At 70.8% G+C, this 22,368-nt stretch carries 18 protein-coding genes and 1 tRNA gene; 7 read left to right on the top strand and 12 right to left on the bottom strand.

Annotated elements, in window-relative coordinates; genetic code table 11:
- Positions 1 to 56 precede the first annotated feature (56 nt).
- The 5 genes from QSJ97_RS14040 to QSJ97_RS14020 all read right to left on the bottom strand — a co-directional run bounded on the left by QSJ97_RS14040 (position 57) and on the right by QSJ97_RS14020 (position 6,679).
- Positions 57 to 2,048: a mechanosensitive ion channel family protein gene (locus tag QSJ97_RS14040; RefSeq protein ID WP_285672405.1), complete on the bottom strand. Its 1,992-nt coding sequence runs from the start codon at positions 2,046 to 2,048 to the stop codon at positions 57 to 59.
- A 39-nt stretch (positions 2,049 to 2,087) separates the two neighbouring features.
- Positions 2,088 to 4,034, bottom strand: a complete 1,947-nt coding sequence (locus QSJ97_RS14035) for a DUF3604 domain-containing protein (RefSeq protein WP_285672404.1) — start codon at positions 4,032 to 4,034, stop codon at positions 2,088 to 2,090.
- Positions 4,035 to 4,081: 47 nt separating this feature from the next.
- Positions 4,082 to 4,930 carry a hypothetical protein gene (locus QSJ97_RS14030; RefSeq protein WP_285672403.1) on the bottom strand — a complete coding sequence of 283 codons (849 nt, stop codon included), beginning with the start codon at positions 4,928 to 4,930 and terminating at the stop codon, positions 4,082 to 4,084.
- Between the two features lie 4 nt (positions 4,931 to 4,934).
- Positions 4,935 to 6,242, bottom strand: a complete 1,308-nt coding sequence (locus QSJ97_RS14025; RefSeq protein ID WP_285672402.1) for a patatin-like phospholipase family protein — start codon at positions 6,240 to 6,242, stop codon at positions 4,935 to 4,937.
- Between the two features lie 363 nt (positions 6,243 to 6,605).
- A tRNA-Cys gene (locus QSJ97_RS14020) sits at positions 6,606 to 6,679 on the bottom strand.
- 198 nt (positions 6,680 to 6,877) lie between these two features.
- Here QSJ97_RS14020 and QSJ97_RS14015 point away from each other — a divergent pair.
- The 4 genes from QSJ97_RS14015 (at position 6,878) to QSJ97_RS14000 (ending at position 12,674) form a co-directional block, all read left to right on the top strand.
- Positions 6,878 to 7,531: a protein-L-isoaspartate O-methyltransferase family protein gene (locus tag QSJ97_RS14015; RefSeq protein ID WP_285672401.1), complete on the top strand. Its 654-nt coding sequence runs from the start codon at positions 6,878 to 6,880 to the stop codon at positions 7,529 to 7,531.
- A gap of 70 nt (positions 7,532 to 7,601) precedes the next feature.
- A complete protein-coding gene (locus QSJ97_RS14010; protein ID WP_285672400.1) occupies positions 7,602 to 9,029 on the top strand; it encodes a TolC family outer membrane protein in 1,428 nt (475 codons plus the stop codon).
- A 74-nt stretch (positions 9,030 to 9,103) separates the two neighbouring features.
- On the top strand, positions 9,104 to 9,739 hold the full coding sequence (locus QSJ97_RS14005; protein WP_285672399.1) for a hypothetical protein: 636 nt from the start codon (positions 9,104 to 9,106) through the stop codon (positions 9,737 to 9,739).
- Between the two features lie 127 nt (positions 9,740 to 9,866).
- Entirely contained in the window at positions 9,867 to 12,674 is a 2,808-nt protein-coding gene (locus tag QSJ97_RS14000; protein WP_285672398.1) for a valine--tRNA ligase, read from the top strand.
- A gap of 30 nt (positions 12,675 to 12,704) precedes the next feature.
- Here the strand turns inward: QSJ97_RS14000 and QSJ97_RS13995 are convergent, their stop codons facing one another.
- The 3 genes from QSJ97_RS13995 to QSJ97_RS13985 all read right to left on the bottom strand — a co-directional run bounded on the left by QSJ97_RS13995 (position 12,705) and on the right by QSJ97_RS13985 (position 14,675).
- Complete coding sequence (locus tag QSJ97_RS13995) at positions 12,705 to 13,601, bottom strand: CPBP family intramembrane glutamic endopeptidase (RefSeq protein WP_285672397.1); 897 nt, start codon at positions 13,599 to 13,601, stop codon at positions 12,705 to 12,707.
- A complete protein-coding gene (locus QSJ97_RS13990; RefSeq protein WP_285672396.1) occupies positions 13,598 to 13,783 on the bottom strand; it encodes a hypothetical protein in 186 nt (61 codons plus the stop codon). Before QSJ97_RS13990 ends, QSJ97_RS13995 begins: the two co-directional genes overlap by 4 nt.
- 124 nt (positions 13,784 to 13,907) lie before the next feature.
- The gene (locus QSJ97_RS13985; protein WP_285672395.1) at positions 13,908 to 14,675 is read right to left on the bottom strand and encodes a VPLPA-CTERM sorting domain-containing protein; all 768 of its coding nucleotides are present in this window, start codon (positions 14,673 to 14,675) and stop codon (positions 13,908 to 13,910) included.
- 505 nt (positions 14,676 to 15,180) lie between these two features.
- On the opposite strand from QSJ97_RS13985, the gene ilvD reads away from it, so the two are divergent.
- Together ilvD and QSJ97_RS13975 are read left to right on the top strand one after the other, a co-directional pair.
- Entirely contained in the window at positions 15,181 to 16,938 is a 1,758-nt protein-coding gene (ilvD, locus tag QSJ97_RS13980) for a dihydroxy-acid dehydratase (protein WP_285672394.1), read from the top strand.
- A 47-nt stretch (positions 16,939 to 16,985) separates the two neighbouring features.
- Positions 16,986 to 17,984, top strand: coding sequence for a hypothetical protein (locus QSJ97_RS13975; protein ID WP_285672393.1), 999 nt, complete (start codon positions 16,986 to 16,988; stop codon positions 17,982 to 17,984).
- Positions 17,985 to 18,027: 43 nt separating this feature from the next.
- On the opposite strand, the gene xth is transcribed toward QSJ97_RS13975, so the two are convergent.
- A complete protein-coding gene (gene xth / locus QSJ97_RS13970) occupies positions 18,028 to 18,810 on the bottom strand; it encodes an exodeoxyribonuclease III (RefSeq protein WP_285672392.1) in 783 nt (260 codons plus the stop codon).
- A 119-nt stretch (positions 18,811 to 18,929) separates the two neighbouring features.
- On the opposite strand from xth, the gene QSJ97_RS13965 reads away from it, so the two are divergent.
- Positions 18,930 to 19,859: a CehA/McbA family metallohydrolase gene (locus QSJ97_RS13965; RefSeq protein ID WP_285672391.1), complete on the top strand. Its 930-nt coding sequence runs from the start codon at positions 18,930 to 18,932 to the stop codon at positions 19,857 to 19,859.
- A 163-nt stretch (positions 19,860 to 20,022) separates the two neighbouring features.
- On the opposite strand, the gene QSJ97_RS13960 is transcribed toward QSJ97_RS13965, so the two are convergent.
- The 3 genes from QSJ97_RS13960 to QSJ97_RS13950 form a co-directional block, all read right to left on the bottom strand.
- A complete protein-coding gene (locus QSJ97_RS13960; protein WP_285672390.1) occupies positions 20,023 to 20,700 on the bottom strand; it encodes a putative 2OG-Fe(II) oxygenase in 678 nt (225 codons plus the stop codon).
- Between the two features lie 16 nt (positions 20,701 to 20,716).
- On the bottom strand, positions 20,717 to 21,526 hold the full coding sequence (gene fabI / locus QSJ97_RS13955; RefSeq protein ID WP_434220919.1) for an enoyl-ACP reductase FabI: 810 nt from the start codon (positions 21,524 to 21,526) through the stop codon (positions 20,717 to 20,719).
- A 161-nt stretch (positions 21,527 to 21,687) separates the two neighbouring features.
- Positions 21,688 to 22,206 (bottom strand): hypothetical protein, encoded by a 519-nt coding sequence (locus QSJ97_RS13950; protein WP_285672388.1) that lies wholly within the window; start codon positions 22,204 to 22,206, stop codon positions 21,688 to 21,690.
- Positions 22,207 to 22,368: the final 162 nt, after the last annotated feature.

Below are 22,368 nucleotides of genomic sequence, written 5' to 3'. Positions count from 1 at the left end.
GCTGGCGGGTGGCGGCCGCCGGCCCCGCGGCGGAACCCATGCAGGAACGGGCGCGCTCAGCCATGCCGCGTCGTGCCGTCGTCCGGCGCGCCTGGCTCGTCCCCGGCCGGCGGATCGGCCGGCTCCGGCGGCGCGGGCGCGGCCGAGAGGCGCTCCTCGGCGCCGCCGGCCCCGGGGGCGGCATCGCCGCGCGCCTCGGGCGAGCCCGGCGGCGGATAGGCGAGGCTGCCGGCGAGCCCCGCCACCGTCGCCGCGTCGAAGCGCGGGAACGGCAGCCGCCCGGAGCGCCGCCAGGCGCCGACCTGCCGCTCCGCCGCCGCCGCACGCGCCGCGTCGAGCCCGGTGTCGCGCCCGAGATGCAGCGTCTGCGTCGGAAAGGCGAAGCCGGTGCCCGCCGCCTCCACGATCTCGCGGATGCGCAGCAGGATATCCTCCTTGATCGCGTAATAGTCGTTCCATTCACGGGTTTCGGCATAGACGCGGAGCTCGATGTCGAGCGAGCTGGCACCGAAGGAAACGAGCCGCACGCGGATCGTGTCGCCCTCGATCCGGGGATGGGCATGTGCCATCTCGCGGATCTTCGCCAGCACATAGCGCAGCTGGTCGTGGCCGGTCTCGTAGCGCAGGCCGAGCACCTCCTGGATCAGCATGGTGTCGCAGCGCGCCCAGTTGACGAGCTGCATGTCGGCGAACTGCGCGTTGGGGATCGAGATCAGCGTGCGGTCGAGCGCGCGGACCTGGGTCGAGCGCACGCCGATCGCCTCCACCGTGCCGCTGTGGTTGCCGAAGCTGCAGAAGTCGCCCACCCGGATCGGCCGGTCGAGATAGAGGATGAAGCCGCCGATCAGGTTCTCCAGCGTCGGGCGGATCGCCAGCGCGATGGCGATGCCGCCGATGCCGAGCCCGGCGAGGATGCTGAACACCGGCAGGCCGAGATCCTGCGCGCCATTGGCCAGCAGCACGATGCCGCCGATCACCCCGACGATCCGCGCCAGCAGGCGCAGCATGTTGGCATCGAGGCTCTGGTCGGAGAGGCGCGGGCTGACGATCATCGCCTCGAGCAGCGCCCGGGCGAAGAGCCAGAAGGCCCAGGTGAGCGCGCCGTAGAGCAGCACCGTGCGGACGACGCCGACCCCCCGCGCGAAACTGCCCGCGATGTTGATCTGGAAGGTGAAGAACCCGTGCAGCAGGATCACCGCGCCGATGATCGCCAGCGGGCTCAGCAGCCGCCGCCACAGCGCGCGCTGCCGGATCGCCGCGTCGCGCGGCGTCACCAGGCGGTGCCAGAGCAGCAGCAGCAGCGCCGCGACCGCGGCCGCCGCGAGCACCGCCAGCACCTTCCAGCGCGGCGTGCCGGCGAGCGGCTGGCGCAGCGGCGGCGGCATCGCGGCGATCAGGCCGGAGGGGATCATCGGGCCGGTGAGCTGGCGCGTGATGTCGATCCAGTCGCGGATCTCGCCGGCATGCACCGGCGGCAAATGCTCGACGCTGCCGTAGACCCGCGATGCCAGGTCCACCGTGCGGCGGTCGAACAGGAACTCGCCGGCCTGGCTCCCGGTCTCCATGCGGCGGATGCGGAAGGGCGTGCCGGGGATCGCATAGGAGGCCGGGCCGTCCGCCGGCACCGCCGAGGCATCCGGGGCGAGCGCCGGATCGGGCCAGCCGATGCGGTTGAAGATGTCGATGAGATGGGCCCCGGTCTCGCCGCCGGTATAGAGCCGGGCGGCCCGCGGCACCTCCGAGAGGTCGATCAGCGAACGCCACTCCTCGGAGAGCACGCCGATGCGCGCGGCGGTGCGCCGGTCCCGGGTCGTGGCATAATCGGTGAGCGCCGCCGCCATGCGGCTGCGCATGCTCAGGAAGCTGGCAAGCGTCGCGCGCGGGCTGTCGGTGCGCGCCGCCTCGATCGCGAGGGCGGGCGCGGCGGCCTGCGCCCCGGCCGGCCGGGCGCCGGGCAGGGCCAGCAGCAGCGCCGCCAGCACCAGGGCCCCCAGCAGCAGGGCCGCGGCCCCGATCCCGGCCCCCGTTCCGGTTCGCAGCCTCGTCATCGGGCGGCCCCGGTCATGCGGCTCTTCCGGTCCGGGCGATCAGCCGGGAGTGTACCAGATCGGCGAGGTGTAGGCGCGCTCCTGGATCGTGGTGCGTACCTCCGGGCCCAGCGTCAGCCCGTAGAACTTCGCGTCGTGGGCGGTCCAGCGCGGGGTCGGGATCTCCAGCACGCGGACATAGTAGAAGGCCGGCTGCGCGGGGTCGAAATCCGGATCGGTCCAGACGGTGATGAGCTCCGGCTCGCCGATGGTGTTGGTCCAGGTCGCCGCGGCCACATCGACCGTGCTGCCGACCGGCGGCAGCTTGCCGTCGGCGCCGGGCTGGCGGCTGTCGGCATCGCTCCAGGCCACGTCATGCACCGTCTCGTGGGTCTCGCCGGTGCTGTCGAGCCAGCCCTTGACGATCTGGATCCGGTCGAGATTGGCGCCGATCGGGTCGCGCAGCGCCGCCACGAGGAAGCTCGGCGCGCGGCCCTCCGGCCCCGGCGCCAGATCGCCGCCCATCGGCACGCCCCTGGTATAGCCCGCATCCGCCGGCAGCCGGCTCTCGGCATCCGCCGGCACGAAATCCCAGCCGCCGAAGAAGCGCACCACCATCCGCGAGCCGGTGGTGGCATAGGTCTCGCGCCGTTCCATCGCGTCGAAGATCGCGGCGCGGGTGTTCTCGGTGGCCCAGACCGCGGCATAGCCGGCGGCGCCGACCTCCCATTCCATGATCTTCAGGTCGCCATGCTGCATGAAGGGGCGCTTGGTGCGGTCCGGGTTCGGCTCCATGCTCGAGACCTTGCCGAAGAAGTTCTCCTCGGCCACGGCGGGCAGGCCGGTATGCGCGTCGGTCGAGCCGATCAGGCCGAACTTGTAGGGGTTGGTGCCGAGTTCGGGCGCGAACTTGAGGCCGTTCTTGAGCGCCGAGCGGACATATTCGAACTCCAGCATGGCATCGGTCTTGGCCTCGGTGAGGTTGAGGTTGCCCTTGTCCCAGGACTCGAAGTCGGCGAACTCGTCGTTCGGCGAGAGGAAGGGGTGGGTCTCGCCGTCGCCCTTGGTCTGGGTCGCCTCGTAGAGCGGCTCCCAGCGCGCGCGGCCCTCGGCATAGGCGGCGTCGATCGGCTTGCCGGTGAAGGACTCGACCCAGGGGAACATGCGCCCGTTGCTGAGATTGCCGTTATGCGCGATCGCCAGCACGTCGCCGCCGGTCTTGGCCTCGTAGGCCTCCAGCCATTTCCAGAGCGCGCGCGGATCGTCGCTGCCATAGGGCTTGAGCGTCACCATCGGCTCGACCTGCCGCGCCAGATCGCCGCCGTCGCGGTAGATCACGTTGCGGTGCAGGTTGTTGCCGCCAGTGTTGGAGGTCCACTCATAGCCGATGAAGGCGGTGAAGGTGCCGGGATCGTTGGCATCCTCGGCGGCCTTGATCGTGGTCTGCCAGGCCGAGGCATAGCTCCTGGTGCCGGGCATCGAGAGCAGCTTCGGCGGGAACTGGCCGGCCGAGAAGGTGTTGATGATGTCGAGCGCGGCCTCCATGCCCTTGCCGGACTTGATGAGGTTGTACCATTTCCTGCCGGTGGGGTCGGCCAGCATCGCCGGATCGCCCGCCAGCAGCTTGGGGAAGAAGCCCATGTTGTCGGAATGGTCGGCCACCACGAGGAAGTCGAGCGGGCGCGAGAGCTTGACCGGCTGCCCGGTCGAGGAGGTGATCTGCTCGCCGCTCGCGAAACGGTAGGCATCGGCGGGGGAGAGCCGCGCGCCGGCAGCGCCGGCATCCATCGAATAGGCGGTGTGCAGATGGGTGTCGCCGAAGAAGGGCCGGGTGGGGAACTGCCGGTCGGCATAGGGCGAGTAGACCGGCTTGCCATAGAGCGGCGCGAGCTTTCCGCTGGTCAGCGAGCCGGCATCGCCGCCATCCTGCTGGGCCGCCGCCGGGAAGGCCGCGGCGAGGGCAAGGATCGCCGAGCCGGCAAGGGCGCGTCTGACGGTGGGGATCATGGCCTTGTCTCCCTTCTCATGATCGGGGTGTGACGGGTCGATGGCCCTCAGAACCGGAACGCGGCGGCGAGATAGGGGCCGGTCTGGAACAGGTTCAGCCGGAAGCGGCCGAGCTTGGCGTCGGCCTCGAAGTCGATGCCGTAGAACTGCCAGCCGGCCCGCAGCGAGATCGACTCCGTGATCGCGTAGTCGGCGCCCAGCAGCACGTGCCATTGCAGGTTGTCGCCGCCGGCGCCGAAGCCGCCGAACTCGGCGCGCATGCCGAGGGTCCAGTCCTCCGCCACCGCGGCGCCGATGCGCGCGCCGATCACCGGCTCCCACCAGACCGCATTGCCGCCGATGCTGCGCACCCGCCCCGGCCCGACCCCGGCGCTGAGGCGGAAGTCGACATCCTGCACCAGCCGGTTCCAGCGCGCGCCGGCCATCAGGTCGACGGCGAGCCCGCGCCCGGGCTGCCACTCGGTCTGGAGCACCCGGTAGCCGCCGAGGAAGGTGACATAGGACTGGTCCGACTCGATGTCCGCATTCAGCGTGAACGGCCCCGGCCCGAGCGAGGATCTGCCGCCGCCGTCGAGGCTCGCATAGTAGCCGTCGACGGTGACGCCGAAGCGGTCGTACCAGGCCTCGCCGCGGCCGGCGAAGGCCATGTTGAGGTTCTCCAGCAGGTCGTCCATCCAGATCGTCGCCTCGGTGCTGACGCCGCCGAGGCCGCTCTCGACATCGGTGAGCAGCGGCAGGAAGGCATAGGGCGCGATGACGAAGCGCCAGCCGTCGTCCTCGAGCGGGATCAGCCCGTCGGCGCGCGGCGCATCGCCGGGCGCCGCGAGCGCAAGGGCCGCGGCCAGCCCGGCCGTGGCGAGAGAGGGAAGGCGGCGGGCGGTCAGCGTCTCGGTCATGGTCTCACCCCTTCTCGGGCAGGATTGCGGGCAGGTCTTCGGGCCGGGCGAAGAAGGGCGGGGTATTGCGCCACAGGTTGCCCTTGCGGAAGAGATCGCCGCCGGCCTGGTAGAGGCAGGTCATGAAGACCGTGTCGAAATCCTCGGTCGGCGCGGGACAGGGGATGTCCGAGGGGATCCAGGTCACGTTGAACGCGATCTCGTCGCGCTCGGCGATGGCAAAGAGGCGGTAGACGTCGCCGGTGCCGCTGCCGCGGATCAGCGAGCTCACCGCCGCGCCGCCGATATCGGCGATCCGGGGCTTCACGATCTGGTGCGGCGGCTCGAGGTCGTTGTTGACGATCACCCAGAGCCGGCGGTCGAGATTGGTGCCGAGCACCCGGCGCGTGGCCTCGGCGATCGGCAGGTCGGGGGAGACGAAGGTGACCTGCGAGGAGGCGCCGCCATCCACGTGCATCTCGTCATAGCTCTTGCCGTCCGGCCCCTGCACCTCGACGAACATCGGCGGGAAGGCCACCGGAATCGCCGAGGAGGCCCGGATCAGCTTGCGCACCAGCTCCAGCGCGCCGGGTTCGCCGGAATTGGCAATTGCGCCGATGTTCCAGATCATCGGGCGGCCGGCGTCGAGATTGGTGGTGCCGATGAAGAGCAGCCGGCCCTTGCGGTGCTCGGCGGCGATCTTCTCGAGCAGCTCCGGGGTGACGTATTTCGCGATCACCCTGGCCAGCGGCGTGGTGTCGGCCAGCGCGGTGCCCGAGAGCAGCCCCGAGATCAGCGTCGATTCGACGAGCTGCGCGGTCTTGTAGGTCGAGTAGATCTCCAGCAGCGTCGCGTCGTAGTCCGCCCCGAGGAAGGCGAAGGGCGCGATGATCGCCCCGGTGGAGACGCCGGAGACGCCGGTGAACTCGGGCCGCGTGCCGCTCTCCGACCAGGCGCCGAGGATGCCGGCGCCGAAGGCCCCCCACTGCCCGCCGCCGGAAAGCGCGAGGAAATGCTGCACCGGGATGCGCCCGGCGGCGATCTCGGGCGCGTAGAGCCGCTTCATCACCGGCACGCGGGCCGCGATGATCTCCTCGATATCGGCCTGCGAGAGGGTGTCGCCCCATTCCCGCATGCCGGGCTTGCCGAAGGGCTTGACGCTCTCGACCAGATCGTTGGGGACCGGCGTGCGGATCACCCCCGCGCCGCAGGCGCCGAGCAGGAGCGGCAGCGCGAGACAGGCCAGTACGGTTTTCAGATCAAGGGTGAGTGTCTGCCAGATCCCCCGGCGGGGCACGCCCGTGGCGGCCCGGTTGTTCCTGCTGATGCGCACTGCGACTGTCTCCTCATGCGTGAGTCATTTTTTGGCTGTTACCCCCGATGGATGGCAGGAGCCGGCAGCGAACGCAGGGTAACAAGAACCGGCCCGGATCGCGCAGACAAATTTCCCGCTCCGCGCGAAATGGCGCATGCAGGGTCGCCGAGCGCCGGGCCGGCGGAAGCGGGCGCGAACGCGGTCGCCCGGCGGGAAGGCCGGACGCAGCAGCGGGCATTGCGTTCGCGAAACTGGCTGAGGGGTGCGGCTCGCCCGGAGGAATGGCCCGGCGGGCCGCGCACCCATGCCCGATCGCATGGCGGAACCCGCGGCACGCTATGCGGAATTGGCGTTCCCTGTCGGTCGCTAGTGCCGGGAGGATGGAGGCGACGGCCGGAATCGAACCGGCGTACACGGATTTGCAGTCCGCTGCGTAACCACTCCGCCACGTCGCCGCTGTCCGCTCAAATAGCGGCAAGCCGCGGCGCTGGCAAGCCGCGTCGGCGCGATCTCTGCGGCCCGGCCCGCCGGTGCCTGCCCGGGCCCGCCCGCGCCCCGCCCGCACCCGGCAGCGGCGCTCGTGTCAGTTGCGCCTCCCCGGCTTCTGTGGCAAGCCTTGGCCCTGTCGTGGAAATCGGAAGCGGACGGACGTGATGACGGATTTCGCTGCTGCGCGTGAGGCCATGGTCGACTGTCAGGTCCGGCCGGCCGATGTGACCCGCTATGCCATCATCGAGGCGATGCTCTGGGCCCCCCGCGAGAACTTCGTCCCGCGCCACAAGCGGCCCGTTGCCTATGCCGGCACCGAGATCGATCTCGGCGAGGGGCGGGTGATGCTCGAGCCGAGGGTTCTGGCCAAGATGCTGGAGACGGCGGCGATCCTGCCCGGTGACCTGGTGCTCGAGATCGGCCCGGCCACCGGCTATTCCACCGCGCTGATCGCCCGCATGGCCGAGGCGGTGGTGGCGGTGGAACCCGACGAGACCTTCGCGAAACAGGCGCAGGAACTGCTGGCCGGCCTCGAGGTGCACAATGCCGTGGTGAGCCAGGGCGACCCGGCGAAGGGCGATGCCGACCACGCGCCCTTCGACGTGATCTTCTTCAACGGCGCGGTCGAGACCCTGCCGGACGGGCTGACCGACCAGCTCCGCGACGGCGGGCGGCTGGTGGCGATCTTCGCCGACAACGGCGTCTCGCAGTGCCGGCTGCTGGTGCGCAGCGGCAATGCCGTGTCGGAGCGGTACATGTTCGACGCGACCGGCGCCATTCTGCCGGGCTTCGAGCGCCCTCCGGCCTTCGTGTTCTGATCGCGCCGGCGAGGTGGCCGGAAAGATGACGCGCCACAGGCGGTGCGAGCAGTGTGAGGGAACGAGAGAGATGAAAACGCTTCGCTTTGGGGGCCGCGCGGTCAGGGTGTCCGGCTCGGTGCTCGGCCTCGCGATGGCGGCGGTGCTCTCGGCCATGAGCCCGGTGCGGGCCGGCGAGAGCCTGGCGGACGTGATGGTCGAGGCCTATCTCAACAGCCCCGAGATGGCCTCGCAGCGGGCCAATATCCGGATTGCCGCCGAGAACGCGGTGCAGGCCGCGGCGCAGGGCCGGGTCAGCGTGACCGGCCAGATCGGCGTCGAGATCGGCATCGACGAGGGGCCCTTCGACAGCGGCAACGGCAACACCTGGACCTTTCCCACCACGCTCTCGCTGACCGCGGTGCAGCCGCTCTACACCGGCGGCCAGGTCGAGAACGCCACCACCGCCGCCGAGCGCCGGCTGACCAGCCAGGAGGTGGTGCTGACGGCGACCGAGCAGCAGCTCCTGCTCGATGCTGCCATCGCCTTTCTCGACGTGCGCCGCGACGGCTTCCTGCTCGACGTGGCGCAGAACAACGTCCGCGTGCTGAGCGAGCAGCTCCGCGCCGCGCGCGAGCGCTTCGAGGTCGGCGAGGTGACCCGGACGGATGTCGAGCAGGCCCGTGCCGCGCTCGCCGCCGCGCGCTCCAACCTCGCCGCTGCCGAGGGCCAGCTGCGCAACAGCCGCGAGACCTTTGCCGAGTTCGTCGGCCGGCCGCCGGGCGAGCTCCTGCCGCCGCCGCCGCTGCCCGACCTGCCGGAGAGCCTCGACGCCGCGGTGCAGCTCGCGCTGCGCAACGAGCCCAACCTGCGCGCCGCCCGGATCGAGCGCGAGGCCAGCGGCTTCGACGTGAAGGCGGCGATCGGCGCGCTGCTGCCGCAGATCAGCCTGCAGGGCCAGCTCTCGCAGACCGACGAGGTCCGCGACGGGCTCGGCAGCAGCCGCTCGGCCAATGTCGGCGTCTTCGTGACGATCCCGTTCTATTCCGGCGGCGCCAACTACTCGGCGGTGCGCGAGGCGCAGGCGGCGGTTGCCGGCGCCGAGGCCAGCATCATCGCCACCCTGCGCGACGCGATCCGCAACACCGGCGTCGCCTGGTCGACGCTGGAGGTGGCACGGGCCTCGATCGAGGCCGGCCGGCTCGAGGTGCACGCCGCCCAGCTCGCCTTCGAGGGTGTGACCGAGGAGGCCAAGGTCGGCGCCCGGACCACGCTCGACGTGCTCGACGCCGAGGCCGACGTGCTCGACGCGAAGGTCGGCCTGATCAGCGCCCAGCGCGACGAATACGTCGCCGCCTACCGCCTGCTCGCCAGCCTCGGCCTGCTGACGGTGGCGCATCTCGGGCTCGACATCGGCGCCCCGCCGGATGCCGGCAGCTATTATGCGAGCGTGCGGGACCGGAATTTCGGCTACGATCCCTCCGACGATACGGTTTGGTCGCTTTCCTATCGCCCGTGAGATGTGAAATAGTGTCTCCGGATGGGCGCGTGCTCCGGTCCGAGCCCGGTTGATCGAGACATGAGGCCAACAACATGAGCAGCAGCGGCGGCAATCGCAAATCCATGGACGACGTGCTGTCGTCGATCCGCAGGATCATCGGCAGCGAGAAGAAAGAGGGATACGACGACATGCCCGATCGCGATCCCGCAGAGGACAGCGGGCCGATGACCCTCGGCGCCCCGATCTCCGAGGGCAGGCCGCAGGCCGCGGCGCCCGAGAGCCCTGCCGGCGAGCCCGACCCGCTCTCGCTCACGCCGAACATGCGCGTCGATTTCACCAAGCTCGCCGAGCGCGACGAGCGGACCCGCATCGGCGGGCCGGCGCCGCAGCCCGAGGCGATGCCCGGCGCCGCCGAAGCCGTGCCGGCCGAGGACGCGCCGGAGCCCTATTCGCTGGGCGAGGACGATGACGACGAGGCGGTGGTGATCGACGAGGCCGCGCTCGAGGACATGATCCGCCGCATCGTGCGCGAGGAGCTCGAGGTGCTGCGCGAGACCGAGGAGGCCGCCCGCGCCGATGCCGAGGCCGCCGCCGCCAGCGAACGCCAGGAGGAGATGCGCAGCGTCGTCCGCGAGGAGCTGATGGGCGAGACCGGCAAGAACATCAGCCGCAACGTGCAGAAGCTGATCCAGGCGGAGGTCACCCGCCTCCTCGCCGAGCGCGGCTGATCCCGGGCGCCGGGCCGCCGGCGCCCCCCACACACGCCCTGCGGAATTTTGCCCGGCGGACTTTTCCGCCGGCGCCGCACGGGCTATGACGCCCTCTCCACCGAGAGCGAGCGCACAGGCGAGCACCATGGACAAGACCTTCGACGCGGCCGCGGCCGAGCCCCGCATCTATGCCGACTGGGAAAGCGCCGGCGCCTTTGCTGCCGGCGCCAATGCGCGCCCCGGCGCCGAGACCTTCACCATCGTGATCCCGCCGCCCAACGTGACCGGCTCGCTGCATATGGGCCACGCGCTCAACAACACGCTGCAGGACATCCTGATCCGCTGGCACCGGATGCGTGGTTTCGACACGCTCTGGCAGCCCGGCACCGACCATGCCGGCATCGCGACGCAGATGGTGGTGGAGCGGGCGCTGGCCGCCGAGGGCAACGAGAGCCGCCGCGACATGGGCCGCGCGCGCTTCGTCGAGCGGGTCTGGCAGCAGAAGGCCGAGTCGGAGGCCACCATCCTCGGCCAGCTCAAGCGCCTCGGCGCCTCCTGCGACTGGTCGCGCACCGAGTTCACCATGAGCGAGCGGCTGTCCCGCGCCGTGCTCCGCGTCTTCGTGCAGCTCTACCGCAAGGGGCTGATCTATCGCGACAAGCGGCTGGTGAACTGGGACCCGCATTTCGAGACGGCGATCTCGGATCTCGAGGTCGAGCAGGTCGAGATCCGCCCGAAGAAGGACGGCGGCAAGCTCTGGCGCTTCAACTATGCCCTGGCCGATGGCGCGACCTACGAGGCGCCGGTGGCATGGGACGAGGAGGGCAAGCCCACCGCCTTCGAGACGCGGAACTACATCACGGTCGCCACCACCCGGCCCGAGACCATGCTCGGCGATACCGGCGTCGCGGTGCATCCCGAGGACCAGCGCTATGCCCATCTGGTGGGCAGCGAGGTGATCCTGCCGATGGTCGGCCGCCGCATCCCGATCGTGGCGGACGAATATGCCGACCCGGAGCAGGGCACCGGCGCGGTCAAGATCACCCCGGCGCACGATTTCAACGATTTCGAGGTCGGCAAGCGCTGCGGCCTGCGCGTCATCAACGTGATGACCACCAAGGCGGCGATCTGGCTCGAGGGCAACCCGGATTTCCTCGAGGGCTGCCAGCCGGCGCCGGAATGCATGACCCTGCACGGGCTCGACCGCTACGAGGCGCGCCTGCGGGTGCTGCGCATCGCCGAGGCCGAGGGCTGGCTCGACGGCGAGGACGACCACCCCCATCTGGTGCCGCATGGCGACCGTTCGAAGGTCGCCATCGAGCCCTATCTCACCGACCAGTGGTTCTGCGACGCGGCGAAGCTCGCGGGCCCCGCGGTGGCGGCCGTGCGCGGCGGCGACACCCGCTTCGTGCCGCCGAACTGGGACAAGACCTACTACAACTGGATGGAGAACATCGAGCCCTGGTGCATCTCGCGCCAGCTCTGGTGGGGCCACCAGGTTCCGGTCTGGTACGGGCCGGACGGCACGCCCTTCTGCGCCGAGACCGAGGCCGAGGCGGCCGAGGCGGCGGCGGCGCATTACGGCGAGGCGGTCGATCTCACCCGCGACCCGGACGTGCTCGACACCTGGTTCTCCTCGGCGCTCTGGCCGTTCTCGACGCTCGGCTGGCCGGACGAGACGCCGGAGCTCGCGCATTACTACAAGACCGATGTGCTGATCACCGGCTTCGACATCATCTTCTTCTGGGTCGCCCGGATGATGATGATGGGGCTCGAGTTCATGCGCGACGGCGAGGGCCGGCCCGAGGTGCCGTTCCACAGCGTCTACATCAACTCGATCGTGGTCGACCAGAACGGCAAGAAGATGTCGAAGTCGCTCGGTAACATCATCGATCCGCTCGAGCTGATCGACGAGTTCGGTGCCGATGCGCTGCGCTTCACGCTGGCGAGCCAGGAGGTGCAGGGCCGCCGGCAGCTCCGGCTGGCGAAGACGCAGGTCGAGGGCGGGCGCAACTTCGGCACCAAGCTCTGGAACGCCGCCCGCTTCGCCGAGGCGAACGGGTGCTATGAAGGCTACCGCCCCGAGCCCGGCGCGGTGCGGCCGGAAGCCTCGCATCCGGTCAACCGCTGGATCCTCGGCGAGACCCGGAAGATCGCGCAGGCGACCGACGAGGCGCTTGGCGCCTACCGCTTCAACGACGCCGCGAACGGGCTCTATGCCCATGTCTGGGGCGTGGTCTGCGACTGGTATGTCGAGTTCGCCAAGCCGCTGCTGGCCGACGGTCACCCGCAGCAGGCGGAGACGCGCGCCTGCATGGCCTGGGCGCTCGACCAGTGCCTGATCCTGCTGCACCCGTTGATGCCCTTCATCACCGAGGAGATCTGGCAGCAGCTCGCCGCCGGGGCAGGGGGGCGGCCCAAGCCGCTGATTCACACCGACTGGCCGGCGCTCGACGCGGCGTTCTCCGACCCGGAGGCCGAGCGCGAGCTGCGCTGGGTGATCCGCGCCATCGAGCAGATCCGCTCGGTGCGGGCCGAGATGAACGTGCCCGGCGGCGCCAAGCTGGCGCTGGTGGTCTCGGGCCACGGCGCCGAGGTGATGGCGCGGATCGAGCGGAACCGCGAGCTGATCGAGCGGCTGGCGCGGATCGAGGGGATCTCCGAGGCGCCGCAGCCGCCGAAGGGCGCGGTCACCGTGGCGATGGACGACTGCACGCTCTCGCTGCCGCTCGCCGGGGTGATCGACGTCGCCGCCGAGACCGCCCGGCTGGGCAAGGCGGTGGCCAGGCTCGACAAGGAGCTGAAGCAGCTCAACGCCAAGCTCGGCAACGAGAAGTTCCTCGCCAAGGCGCCGGAGGAGGAGATCACCAAGCAGCGCGACCGCCTCGCGGTGGCGGAGGGCGAGCGGCAGCGGCTGGCCGCGGCGCTGACGCTGGTGGGCGAGCTCGGCTGACGCCGCCCGGGCGGGCCGCGGCGCCCGCCCTCACGCCGCCGCGCGGCGGGAAGCGGCAGGGCCGAGGCACCACCAGAGCCCCCCGAGCAGGGCGGCGGAGACCACGAGATCCGCCGCCAGCAGCGCCTCGGCCCGTCCGGCGTCATAGAGCCAGAGCTGCGCGCCGGCCGCGACACCGTCGAGCCCGGCCACCGTGAGCCCCAGGAAATTGATTGCGGCATGCAGGCCGAAGGCCGCTGCCAGCCCGCCAAAACGCCAGACCAGCAGGCTCGCCGAGAGCCCGAAGAGGAAGCTCACCGCGACATAGGCGAGCGCGCTCCAGCCCGGCAGATGCGGCGCGTAGTGCAGCGCCCCGAACAGCGCCGAGGGCAGCACCGCCCAGGCCAGCGGATGGCGCAGCCGCCGGCCGATCTCCTGAACCAGATAGCCCCGGAAGACCGCCTCCTCGGCGCCCGCCTGCAACGCCACGCCAAGCGCCAGAAGCGGCAGCCAGGCCGCCCAGTCGGCCAGCGCCAGCGCGCTCCGCCCGGGCAGGCCGGCCAGCGGCAGCGCCAGCAGCGCCGTCGCCGCATGGAGCCCCGCGCCGATCCCGGCGCCGAGGGCAAGCCCGCGCCAGCGCCGCCCGGCCGCCCCGCCCCAGAGGCTCGCCAGCCCGCGCCCGTGCAGCGCCCTGAGCGCCACCGCCAGGCCGAGCCAGATGCCGCCGAAGCTGCCGAGAAGGAGCGCGACGCCGGCGGGGCTGCCGCCGCGGAGCGCGAGCCCTCCCGTCGCCGCCGAGAGCACGGTTCCGACGATCAGCCAGCCCGCGAGCACCGCCAGAACGCCGACGGCGGGCCGCCACGATCCGGGACGGCCCGCCGCCATGTCGAGATAGTGCCGAAACGCCGCCCCGGCCGGGTCTGCGGCCGGGGCGGCAACTGGGGTCATTCCGTGTCGCGCGCGGTCTTTGCCTCGGAGAAGTCCATCGGCATGGCCTTCTTCGCCTTGGTCATGGCCATGATCTTCGGGTCCGACGTGTCCGGCGCGTTTTCCCGCTCGATGCGGGTGAACTCGCGAACCCGGCTTTCCTCGGCGCCGGGCTCGGCATGGTCGAGCTTGGACTTGCTCATCTCTGCCTCCCTTCCTTGCGGGCGGCGGGCGGCCGCCCTTCTGCCCTCAAAGGTAGCGATCCGGGGGCGGAATTGCGAGGGCCTCGGTGTTCGAGGCCCTCGCTGCGCGCTTGGGTGGCGCGGTTCAGGCCGCGGCGCGGCGGCGCGCCCGGAGCGCGCCGAGACCGCCGACGCCGGCCAGCATCATCCAGAAGGCGGCCGGCAGGGGAACGTCGCTGTCCAGCGTGCCGGTGGTGATGTCGAAGCGGGCGCGAACCGGCTGCGGCTGGTCGAAGATGTCGATCCCGACGCCGGCGGCGATCAGGTTGTTGTAGGCAATGTCGAGGCCGAAGCCGCCATCGGTGATTTCGAGCGTGTCGGGCGAAGTGCCGGTGAGCAGGGCGCTCGACGCCGCCCCGTTGAACACGATCGACTCGATCGGCATGGTGCCGTCGCCGATATTGCTGATCGTCCAGTTGATCGTCTCGACCGCGGTCACGGAGACGCTCGCGATGTCGAGGCCAAGAGCCGAGACGGTCGTCGTGAGGTCGAAGACCAGGTCGAAGCTGTCGGCGTCGATCCAGTCGACGCCGATCACGCCAAGCGAGACCTCGGCGAGCGGGAAGCCCAGCAGGGGCGCGCTGACCGCCACGAAGGCGAACTCCGCATCGGCCGGGTCGTCGACGCCCGCCGTAGCGGTACCGCTGCCGCCGACGCCCACGGTGGCGTCGATATCGAGCGAGGGAAGCGGCAGGCCGATAACCGGCAACACCGAGATGTCGAGCCCGAGGATCTCGCCGCTGAAATCGAAGCTCTCGCCAATGACGGCGCCGGAGGCGGTCATCGGCAGGCAGGTGAGGGCCGCGGCAGCGCCCCAGCGAATCGCGTTCTTCTTCAGGTCAAACTGGCCCATCGATCAATCTCCCTCACCCGGCCGCGGCATCGTCGGCGGCCACCTCGTCAGGCACCGCCAGACGGCGGCGCATCTTCCACACGGGCGGTCCCGATCCCGCGCGCCCCGGCAACCTATGGATGCGCGCGTAGAACGACGGTCTCGAACTGGAAACCACAACCACCCACCGGAAGCCACGAGAATCAACCGTAGCCTCCACACACCTAGGTTGTAGCAAAAGTCGAACCTTCATTCGAGACTAAATTACTTCAAGTTTCGTTTAGTTCATTCGCGTACTAACGAAAACTGTTCCCAGTAACCGAAAATGGTTACTAAATGGTTAACGATATAATGGAATCGAATTCCAAAACTGAAAAACTCTCCTTATGGTTGAAATTCATGGTCTTTCCGGGAGGCTCAGGCAGGGCGGCGCGCCGCCACCGGAGCCACTGGCATCGGCCCGGCGGAGGGACTAGGCTCCCGCGGATGTGAATCGTCCGACAAAAACAAAGCGGGGGAGATGGGGATGGACGCCAAGACCTTCGACAAATCGAGGCTGCCGAGCCGCCACGTGACCGAGGGCCCCGCGCGGGCGCCGCATCGGTCCTACTACTACGCCATGGGGCTGACGGATGCGGAGATCCATCGCCCCTTCGTCGGCGTCGCGACCTGCTGGAACGAGGCCGCGCCCTGCAACATCGCCCTGAGCCGCCAGGCCCAGGCGGTGAAGCTCGGTGTCAAGGAAGCCGCCGGCACGCCGCGCGAGTTCACCACCATCACGGTGACCGACGGCATCGCCATGGGCCATGAGGGCATGCGCTCCTCGCTGGTCAGCCGCGAGGCCATCGCCGACACGGTGGAGCTCACCATGCGCGGCCACGCCTATGACGCGCTGGTCGGCCTCGCCGGCTGCGACAAGAGCCTGCCGGGCATGATGATGGCCATGGTGCGGCTCAACGTGCCCTCGGTCTTCCTCTATGGCGGGTCGATCCTGCCGGGGCGGGCGCCGCATGGCGACAGCGTGCCGGAGGATTTCCGCAACCGCGATCTCACCGTGCAGGACATGTTCGAGGCGGTGGGGCGGAACCAGGCCGGCTCGCTCTCGGACGAGGCGCTGGCGGTGCTCGAGCGCGTCGCCTGCCCCTCGGCGGGGGCCTGCGGCGGGCAGTTCACCGCCAACACCATGGCCTGCGTCTCCGAGGCGATCGGGCTGGCGCTGATGAACTCGGCCGGCGCGCCGGCGCCCTACGAGAGCCGCGACTCCTTCGCCGAGGCCAGCGGGCGCGCGGTGATGAACCTGCTCGCCCGGGGCATCCGGGCGCGCGACGTGGTGACCCGCAAGAGCCTCGAGAACGCGGCCCGCGTCGTCGCCTGCACCGGCGGCAGCACCAATGCCGGCCTGCACCTGCCGGCGATCGCCCACGAGGCGGGGATCGAGTTCGGCCTCGAGGATGTCTGCGAGATCTTCAAGGAGACGCCCTATTTCGTCGATCTGAAGCCGGGCGGGCGCTATGTCGCCAAGGATCTCTGGGAGGTCGGCGGCATCGCGGTGGTGATGAAGGAGCTCGCCCGCGGCGGCTACCTGCACGAGGACTGCGTCACCGCCGATGGCCGCACCCTCGGCGAATCGCTGGCCGACATCGCCGGCGAGGCGGACGGGCGGATCATCCACCCGGTCGACAAGCCGCTCTCGGCCACCGGCGGTGTCGTGGGCCTCAAGGGCAACCTCGCGCCCGAGGGCGCCATCGTGAAGGTGGCCGGGCTGAAGAAGCTGAAGTTCGAGGGGCCGGCGCGGGTCTTCGAATCGGAGGAGGAGGCCTTCGCCGCCGTGCAGGCGCGCGACTATGAGGCCGGCGAGGTGCTGGTGATCCGCAACGAGGGGCCGCGGGGCGGCCCGGGGATGCGCGAGATGCTTGCCACCACGGCGGCGATCTCGGGCCAGGGCATGGGCTCCAAGGTGGCGCTGATCACCGACGGGCGGTTCTCCGGCGCGACCCGGGGCTTCTGCATCGGCCATGTCGGGCCGGAGGCGGCGGCCGGCGGGCCGATCGGGCTGCTGCAGAACGGCGACATCATCCAGATCGATGCCAGGAAGGGCACGATCAAGGTGAAGCTCACCGCCAAGGAGCTGAAGGCCCGCGCCAAGGACTGGCCGGGCCCGCGCGAGACCCAGTATGGTGCCGGTGCGCTCTGGAAATATGCCCAGCTCGTCGGCCGCACCTGCGACGGCGCGGTGACGCATCCGGGCCAGGCGGGCGAGCGCCATGTCTATGCCGATATCTGAGTCGGGCTGAGGCCGGGGTTTTGGCGTTTCGCACATGCCCTCCGGCCATGCCGTCCGCCCTCCTGGCGGCGATGCTGCTCTCGGGCTGCCTGCAGCTCGAGCGCGGCCTCAGCGACCGCGATGACGAGCTCGAGCGGACGCGGGTGCCCTACCGCTTCGTCGAGACCGGGCCGCAGCGGGCGATCGTCCGCGCCGGCGACGCGCTGATCGCCATCGAGCCGGTCGAGGGGCTCTGCCTGACCAGCGGCACCTTCAGCGCCTCGGAGACCGGCGTCTTCGCGGTGGTGGCGGATTGCGTGACCGAGACCGCCGCGGCCGCCGCGCCGGGGGCCGACCGGGTGGAGGTGCCGCCGGCCTTTCCGGGGCTCGTGACGGTGGCGATCTCCGGCGATCCGGCGGGCGGCGCCGGCACCGGCACCGCGATGCTCCAGCTGCGCAACTTCCTCACCGGCGAGAAGGGGCTGGCGCTGCTCGGGCGCAACGGCTCCGGCGATACGGTCGAGATCGTCGACGTGATCGAGGCCGATGGCGCGCTCTTCGTGCATGTGCACGACACCCATGAGGGCGGTCTGGCGCTGCTCTCGCCGGAATTCTGGCGGGGCTTCATGGATATCCGCGGCAAGCTGGTGCTGGTCACCGTGTCGGGCTTCCGCGACCGGCCGCTGGACCCGGAGGAGATGCATGCGGTGCTGCGCGCGCAGGTCAGCCGGATCAAGCACGACAATGCCAACCCGCTGACGGTGGTCGACACCCTGCTCGCCGCTGCCGATCCCGAGGTGGGGCCGGCCGGCGAGGGGCCGGCCTCCGAGCGGGCGCAGGATGCCGTGGCGCCGGCGGAGATCGACCCGGTGATCCTCGCGGCGGCGGAGGAGGCGGGGGCGCCGGTGTCGGATTACGGCCCGGCCGGCCCCGGTGCGCCGGAGCAGGCCCCCGCGCCGAAGCGCCGCGGCCCGGGGGTGGCGAGCGCACCGCCAGAGGCGGATGCCGGCTCGCCGCGGGCGCCGCGGCGCTCCCCGGTGGCACCGGCACGGCCCGGACAGGGCTGAAACCGGGCCGAGCGCGGCTCGCGCGGCTCGGGCGCCCCCCCCCTCAGATCTCCAGCTCGACCCAGACCGGCACGTGATCCGAGGGTTTCTCCCGGCCGCGCATCTCGCGGTCGATCCCCGCGGCGGTCATGCGGTCGGCGGCCTGCGGGCTCAGCAGCAGATGGTCGATGCGGATGCCGTCGTCCTTCTGCCAGGAGCCGCGCTGATAGTCCCAGAAGGTATAGCGCCCGTCCTCCTGCGTGACCTCGCGGGTGGCGTCGTGGAAGCCGAGATTGACCACCCGCCGCCAGGCCGCCCGGCTCTCGGGCAGGAACAGCGCATCCTCCGCCCAGGCCTCCGGGCGCGCGGCGTCGCGCGGCTCGGGGATCACGTTGTAGTCGCCCCCCAGCACCAGCGGCATCTCCTCGGCCAGCAGCTCTGCCGCCCGCGCCTCGAGCCGCGCCATCCAGGCCAGCTTGTAGTCGTATTTCGGCCCCGGCACCGGGTTGCCGTTGGGCAGGTAGAGCCCGACCACCCGCACCGCGCCGTGCTCGCCGCTGACGGTCGCCTCGATCCAGCGGGCCTGCTCGTCCGCCTCGTCGCCGGGAAGGCCGCGGACGACGTCCTCCAGCGGCCGCTTGGAGAGGATCGCGACGCCGTTGAAGCTCTTCTGCCCGTGGGTCTCGACATGGTAGCCGAGCGCCTCGATGGGCTCGCGCGGCACGTTGGCATCCATCGACTTCAACTCCTGCAGCACCGCCACGTCGGGGGCGGTCTCCGCGAGCCAGTCGGCGAGCTGGCCGAGCCGGGCCTTGATGCCGTTGATGTTGAAAGTGGCGATGCGCATGGCCGCACAGTCCCGACGCACCGGGGTGCTGTCAAGCTGCCGCGCACTGTCATCATGTTGCGATAGACGCGGGCGCTTCCATTAGGTAACCGGCGCAGATCGATTCATGGGGGGACCCGATGCAGCAGCTCGCCTTCGCCTCGCCCGGAAATTTCTTCCGCGGCAATCTCCACACCCATTCCACCCGTTCCGATGGCGGGCTCGAGCCGGCGGAGGTCTGCCGCCGCTATGCCGCCGAGGGCTACGACTTCCTCTGCCTCTCGGACCATTTCCTCGGCACCTTCGACTATCCGATCACCGACACGCGGGATTTCCGCACCAACCGCTTCACCACCCTGGCGGGCGCCGAGATCCACTCCGGCGCGCTGGGCAATGGCGAGCTCTGGCACATCCTCGCGGTCGGCCTGCCGGCGGATTTCGCGCCGCCCGAGGCGCCGGGCTTCAGGGCGGTCGCGGGCCAGGAGAGCGGCGCCGATCTGGCGGCCCGCGCGCGCGCGGCCGGGGCCTTCGTCGCCATCGCGCATCCGCAGTGGTACGGGCTGACCCTCGCCGATGCGCGCGCCATCGAGGCCGCCCATGCGGTGGAGATCTACAACCACGGCTGCCAGGTCGAGTGCGACCGCGGCGACGGCACGGCGATCCTCGATCTTCTGCTCGCCGATGGCCGGCGGCTCTCCGGCTGCGCCAGCGACGATGCGCATTTCCGCGGGCTCGACCCCGACCATTTCGGCGGCTGGGTCATGGTCAAGGCCGAGGCGAACGAGCCCGAGGCGCTGCTCGAGGCGCTGAAGGCCGGCGCCTACTACTCCTCGCAGGGGCCGGAGCTGCGCGAGGTCGCGGTCGAGGGCGACAGCATCCGCGTCGCCTCGAGCCCGGTCGCGCATCTGATGGCGGTCGGGCAGCACTCCGCTTCCAGGGTGGTGCATGGCCGCGCGCTCACCGTGGCCGAGCTGCCGCTCGCGCCGTTCCGCGCCGGCGGCTGGTTCCGCGTGGTGGCGATGGACAGCGTCGGCCGGCGCGCCTGGTCAAACCCGGTCTGGCTCGACTGAGCCCGGCCGCAACCCGGGCCGCCGCCACGGGCGCCGGCGGCCGCCACCGCGCCGCGGGCATGACGTTGCCAGTGGCGGGCGGCCCGGCGCGGCGCCCCCTCGGGCCGGCGCCTCCTCGGGCCGGTGCTGCCGGGATGCCGGATGCGGCGCGGTGCGCCGCGCCTCAGGCCGGCGCCAGGTGGCTGCGGCTGTTGAAGGAGAGGATCACCCGGTCGGTCGCGCCGCGATAGGGCAGGGCGCTGTGCAGCAGGAACGAGGGAAACAGCACCAGTCGCCCGGCATGGGGCTGCACGTCGAGATAGCTGCGCCCGAGATAGGCATTGCCGAAATCGCGCACCGAGCCGCCGCCGGGGATCGGCGAGTAGAACCGGTTGATGCCGTTGCCCGCCGAGGCCGCGCCGCCCGCCGGCACCGGGTCGGGGTCGCCGGCGGCGAGGTAGAAAATCCCGCACCAGGAGCAGTTGCCGTGCACATGGGCGTCGTGGAAGCCACCGTCATTGGTGATGTGGAACCAGCTCTCGCAGAACTCCACCTCGATCCGGTCCGGCGCCACGCGCCCGCCATTGACCTGCGCCACGCAGTGCCGGATGCAGTTGCCGAACCAGTCGACCAGCGCGCCGAGATCCGCGTCGCCGCAGGTGTCGAAGAGATCGAGCCGGCTCTCCACCAGCCCCTGCGCCGGCTTGGCCGAGGTCGCGACCCCGCTCGCCACCGGCCGGTCGAAGCCCGCCGCCTCGGCGCGCAGGGCCGTCTCGATGGCGGGGGCACGGCTGGCCTGCTCCGGCCAGTCGCAGAGGAACAGCGTCGAGGGCCAGGCCTGCTGGATCGCGATCTCGGTCATGTCCCCGGCCCGCCGCTCAGCTCTTGTCGAGCGCGATGTCGGGCGCGTCCTCGGCCTTCATGCCGACGAGGTGATAGCCGCAATCGACGTGGTGGCACTCGCCGGTCACGCCGCTCGCGAGGTCCGAGAGGAGATAGAGGCCGGACTTGCCGACATCCTCGCGGGTCACGTTGCGGCGCAGCGGCGCGTTCAGCTCGTTCCATTTGAGGATGTAGCGGAAATCGCCGATGCCGGAGGCCGCCAGCGTCTTGATCGGCCCGGCCGAGAGCGCGTTGACCCGGATGCCGCGGGGGCCGAGATCGGCCGCCATGTAGCGCACGCTGGCCTCCAGCGCCGCCTTGGCCACGCCCATCACGTTGTAGTGCGGCATCACCTTCTCGGCGCCGTAATAGGTGAGGGTGAGCAGGCTGCCGCCCGCGTCCATCAGCTTCTCGGCACGCTGCGCCAGCGCGGTGAAGGAGTAGCAGGAGATCGCCAGCGAGTTGTGGAAGTTCTGCGGGCTGGTGTCGATGTAGCGGCCCTTGAGCTCGCTCTTGTCGGCATAGGCGATGGCGTGGACGAGAAAGTCCAGCTTGCCCCAGCGCGCGCCGATCTCGGCAAAGACCGCGTCCATCGAGGCCGCGTCGGTGACGTCGCAGGGCAGCACGATCTCGCTGCCGACGCTTTCGGCCAGCGGCATCACGCGCTTCTTCAGCGCATCGCCCTGATAGGTGAAGGCGAGCTCGGCGCCCTGCGCATGGGCCGCGTCCGCGATCGCCCAGGCGATGGACTTGTCATTGGCGACCCCCATGACGAGGCCGCGCCTGCCCTCCATCAGCCCCGCCATCACCGCATTCCTCCGTTACGTCTGGTAGCGTGGGCTTTAAGGCAAAACCGTGGTGTGCTCAAGGCCCGCTTCATGCCTGTCGTGGCGGAAGCGACGTTTGCGTAAGGTCAGCTCGCCGGCGGGTTCGGGCGTCTCGCGGCGCCGCGGCCCGGGCCCCGCCGTCAGCCGCTCTTCAGCCCGGCGATGACGGTGTCGTAGAGCCGCGCGGCCTTGCCGAGCTTCAGGGCGGCGGTGGCCATGGCGGTGGACATCGTCTTGGACTGCGCCTCCATCGCCTTGGCCAGCGCCGCCTCCTTCCTCGCATCGCCCTTGGCCTTCGCCGCCTCGAGCTTCATGCCGAGCTTGCCGATCTGGCGGCCCGCCTCGCCGATCTGGCGCAGCGCGGCATTGGCCTCCTTGGCGAACTTGGCGGCGTCGTCCATCGCCTTCTGCATGGTGTCGCGCCGCCTCTTGCGCGCCGCGATCAGTGCCTCGGTCTCCTTGTTCCAGGCCTCGAAGGCCTTCCGCGCGCGGTCGCCGCTGCTCTCGGTCTGCTTGCTGGTTTCGGCCGGTTTCGCGTGCTTCATCGCGACCTGCGCGGCGATCAGGGCGGACAGCGCGGGCTGCAGCTGGCGGTTGCCACTGGCCACCGCGGCCTTCAGCAGCGCGATCTGCGCCGCGAGCTCGCGTTCGTCGGGCATTCCGGGTCCTCCTCGCCGCCGATCCGTGCGGGATCGCTGCGCAGGTGCGGGTCCGTCCCTCAGAGCCTAGCGCCCGGATGACGCGAAGGGAAGGCGCATCGCCCCGCCGCGACGCCGCGGGGGATTGCAGCGCGGGCGCGACGCTCTAGGCTCTCCGGCGCA

The organism is Paralimibaculum aggregatum (assembly GCF_030270585.1).
In the GTDB taxonomy this organism is placed as follows: Bacteria; Pseudomonadota; Alphaproteobacteria; order Rhodobacterales; family Rhodobacteraceae; genus Thermohalobaculum; species Thermohalobaculum aggregatum.
Note: the sequence above shows the minus strand (reverse complement) of the source record. Positions and strands in the feature narration are given on the sequence as shown.